At 74.3% G+C, this 3,267-nt stretch carries 3 protein-coding genes; all 3 read right to left on the minus strand.

Annotation, left to right across the window (positions count from 1 at the left end):
• Window positions 1-506: 506 nt before the first annotated feature.
• Window positions 507-1,442, minus strand: a complete 936-nt coding sequence (locus KMS84_RS16190; protein WP_256916911.1) for an SCO6745 family protein — start codon at window positions 1,440-1,442, stop codon at window positions 507-509.
• Between the two features lie 155 nt (window positions 1,443-1,597).
• Window positions 1,598-2,389, minus strand: coding sequence for a maleylpyruvate isomerase family mycothiol-dependent enzyme (locus KMS84_RS16195; protein WP_256916912.1), 792 nt, complete (start codon window positions 2,387-2,389; stop codon window positions 1,598-1,600).
• Window positions 2,390-2,480: 91 nt separating this feature from the next.
• On the minus strand, window positions 2,481-3,267 hold a 787-nt coding region (locus KMS84_RS16200), incomplete at its 5' end, for an acetate and sugar kinases/Hsc70/actin family protein (protein WP_256916913.1).

The following is a 3,267-nucleotide window of genomic DNA, read 5'->3' on the forward strand; positions in this document are numbered from 1 at the left end:
CGGCGGCGAAGGCGCCGCCGGTACCCAGCGACACCAGCGCCGCCTCCGCCGCCAGCACCGCGGCCACCGCGAGGGCGGTCCGTCTCGGCTGGTTCCCCCTGCGTGGCATCCCCGCGCGCCACAGGCTGTGTCTCTTCAACGCCCCTCCAACAACCGGTCAGGGACGCGGACACGTCCCCCGACTGAGGAGTGAGGCAAAGGGAGGCAGGTGTCTGCCGGGTGAACGAGACCATCTCTGACCAGGCAGGTTGCGCGCTCAACTTTCGCTCAATTCTGTTGCCGCGCCGCGCCTTTGACCCGCCCATGACTTCCGGCCCCATGGGCTCCTCCAGGGACGGTCAAGCGATCACCAAGCAGAATCGGACGATAAGCCGCCGATGGGGCATCGACATCCCGTCAGCCCTCCAGAGGGCGTGAACGAGTTCCGCGGCGAGGCTTTACGCAACCGTGATCGTCGGCGGTCGCGGCCACCCCCTCCGCCGGTCCGTCCGGGGCCGCCGCAAGGGTCAGGGGGTGGCCTTCGGAGGTTGCCCGGTCCCCTCGCCGTGGCCATTCCGAGTGCTCCCCGCCGTCAGGCGGCCGACCGCCCAGGGGAGCAGCTCCTCGGCCACCGCGAGGCTGAACGGTCTGACCAGCGAGCACAGTTCGGCGCAGGCCGCGGGGCCGAGCGCGAGGTAGGGGAGGGCGGCCAGTCGGTCGGTGGTGTGCTCGATCTCCGTCCTGCGCCGCGCGCCGGCCTCGGACAGCGCCAACCGTGGCCCGTCGTCGAGCCATCCGCGCCCACGCAGGCTCAGCACGGCCTCGTCCCACTGCTGTGGTTCCCATCCCCGCGAGTCGCGCAGCACCTCCGCGCCGACGTCGCCGGCGGCGGCGTGGGTGACGAGAGCTTCGATCCCGCTCAGCCCGGCGGTCATCAGTGCCCCGAGGTGGCCGTCGCCACGGAACTCCCTCAGCAGGGTCTGCGCGTGCCAGAGCACGAGGTGGGGTGCGCTCGGCCACGGCAGTGCGGCGTGCGCGGCGAAGAGGGGGCGGCCCTGCGGGTGGCCCGCCGCTGCTTCGGCGGCGGTGCGGGCGAGTTCCGCCGCGCGGGTCATCTCCGGTGAGGACGCCTTTGCGCCGAGGATGCGGCGCAGCGTGGCGTCGATCCCGTCGAGCCGGGCGGTGGTGAACCGCTGCGGCGTGGCCGCCTCCCATGCCGCCGGGATGGCGCGCCGCACCAGGCGCGGATTGAAGTTGTAGAACGTGGCGATCACCAGGTCCGCCGACGCGGCGCCGAGCGCGGCCGAGCGGGACGCGAAGTACCCCGCCCTGGGATCCACGCCCAACTCGCCGTACCGGTCGGCGGCTTCGGGCGAGAAGTAGACGGCCCCGTGGTAGGGCTCGAGCGTCCTCCAGGTCTCGCGCGCGAGGGCGAGGCTGTCGCGGTCCGCGTCCGGCGTCATCGGCGGTTCTCCGTCCTGTGGCGGATGAAACGAGCGTGTTCATCGAGCACATGACGGTGCAACGGACGCATCAGTCGTACCGTCTGGTCGGTACGGTACCGGAGAGCGGCTCCGGCGACCACTGCCCGGAAGCCGCCTTCCCGCGCCCGACCGCGCTAGAACGCGGAGTGGGCGAACCAGCGCGTCAGCAGGTCCTTGTCGCCGTCCGGTGTGAAGACGGCCGCGTCGTGCCGCAGCCGGCCGTAGACGAGCAGCAGCAGGTCGGCCGCGGCGCCGTGGACGGTCGCGTCGGCCGCTTCGGCGGCATCGGCGTTCGCGTCGAGCCCGAAGCCGTCGGGCCGCAGGCGGACGAGCCAGGTCTCCTCTCCGTCGGTGGCGTGCAAGCGGAGGGTCCGGTCGGGGCCGCGCAGCTTGGCGACATCGGGCGCGAAGGGGGTGGCGAAGGGCAGGTTGACGAGGAACTCGTCGACCCCGTCGACCGCCCGCGGCCGGTCGACGGTGGGCCGTCGCCCGAGGGCCAGTTCGGCGTCGACCCGGTGCACCAGGGTCTCGAAGAGCATCCGGCGTGCCCAGAAGCGGGCGTGCTGATCGACGCCCCAGGCCCACATGGGCAGGTCCGGGTCGGTGGCCGCGAAGGCCCGTGCGGCCACGGTCGCGCTGTCGGCCAGCCAGTCCGGAAAGTCCTCCTGCCGCTCGGGAAGCTGCAGATCCACTTCCCGGCTGCGCGGGGGTTCCTGGATGCGCGCGTGCAGAAGCCCCGAGAACCAGCGCTGGACGCTGCCGGTGTGCTTGACGAGGTCCGCCAGGGTCCAGCCCGGGCAGGTCGGCACGGCGGTCGTCAGGTCGGCGTCCCGCAGGCCGGCGACGAATCGGGCGGTCTCCGCCGCGACCGCGGCGCGGTGGTCGAGGAGGGAGGGTCCGTGGGTGGGCTGGTCCGGCGAGTTCATCGTCGGAGCCTATCGCCGGGGTGGGAGCGGGGCGCCCGGCGGGTCGGGCGTCGTCGGACGGTCGGCCCGCCGGGCCTCGGGGAACGCCGGATCAGGGGTGAGTCGCCGTGGAGGGATGGGCGTGGGCGGCGTGCAGGAGTCTCGCCGCGCCGCGGACCGCGGCGGTGTGGGGAGACGGGACGGGGTGGACGGGGGCGTGCAGCCGGCCGGCGAGGCCGCGGGTGATGTCGGGCCGTAGCGCGCCTCCGCCGGCGAGGAGCGCCCCGCGCCGGAGGGCGTCGAGCGTCTGGGAGGTGCGGTCCTGGTCCAGCATGGCGGTGAGCATGGCGACCACCGTGTCCGTGATCCGCTCGGGCGGGGTGAGGCTGTCCAGGTCGCTGGTGCCCAGGGCGGCGCGCCGGGCGTCGGTCACCGCGCCGTCGGTCAGGAGCGTGACCTCGGTGAGGTGGGCGCCGAGGTCGACGACGAGCAGCGGACGGGTCAGGTCGGCGTCCGCCGCCGTCGCCACGGCACGGGCGGCGGGAACGGTCAGCACGGTGCGCGGGCGCAGGACGTCGACCGCCGTGCGGGCTTCGGTGCGGTACGGGACTCCGCCCAGGGCGGGCGTGGTGAGGACGAGCAGCGGGCGGCCGGGGCGGGGCAGGCGGTGGCCGAGCAGCCGGTCGAGCATGCGGGCCGTCGCGGGGGTGTCGACGATCGCCCCGCGCTGGATGGGGTACCTCGCGCCGGTGCCCGGGAAGGTCACCGTGGGCACGTCGAGGATCAGGCGCCGCCCGGACGTCCAGGCCCGGGTGCGGGCGCTGCCCAGATCGAGGGCGATGCCGGTGCACTCCCGGCACCAGGGCCACGAACGGTGCCGGGCGGTGAGGGGACGGGGG

Origin of the sequence: Streptomyces hilarionis (assembly GCF_024539675.1) — a bacterium.
Classification (GTDB): domain Bacteria; phylum Actinomycetota; class Actinomycetes; order Streptomycetales; family Streptomycetaceae; genus Streptomyces; species Streptomyces hilarionis.